The sequence below is a fragment of the Burkholderia sp. GbtcB21 genome (genome assembly GCF_019091065.1).
GTDB lineage: Bacteria > Pseudomonadota > Gammaproteobacteria > Burkholderiales > Burkholderiaceae > Burkholderia > Burkholderia pyrrocinia_C.
In genome coordinates, this window is record NZ_JAGXKA010000105.1 from 1 (window position 1) to 477 (window position 477).

Here is a 477-nt window from a genome sequence, read left to right on the forward strand (position 1 = left end):
AAATACTTCCGCAACCAGCGGGTGGCCGCGGTACGCACGTACCAGTACGACTGGCTGTACCAGCTGGTGCAGGCCACCGGGCGCGAACAGGCGAATGCCGAGCGTGAGGGCGCGGCGCTGCCGCCTGCCGGTGACCCGGGTGCCCTGGTCAACTACACGCGCACCTTCACGTACGACATGGCAGGCAACCTGATGCGCACCCAGCACCAAGGTGCCACCCCGTACACGCTGGAGCTGGCGGTGTCGCAGAACTCCAACCGTGCGGTGGCCCGCGCCCCGGGACTCCCGCCCCCTGCCGACGTGGACGCGCAGTTCGACGCGCAAGGCAACCCACATCGGCTCGGCAGCGACCAGCCGCTCACCTGGTCCGCCGACAACCGGCTAAGCCGCGCGGTGCAGTTGCCTCGCCCCGGTGGCGAGGACGACGCCGAAGCATATGGGTACGGCGGTGACGGCCGGCGGGTGCGCAAGTGGTCC

1 pseudogene is annotated in these 477 nt (G+C 70.0%); it reads left to right on the forward strand.

Annotation, left to right across the window (positions count from 1 at the left end):
- Positions 1-477, forward strand: a pseudogene (locus KVT39_RS36520) (RHS repeat protein); the annotation flags it as partial.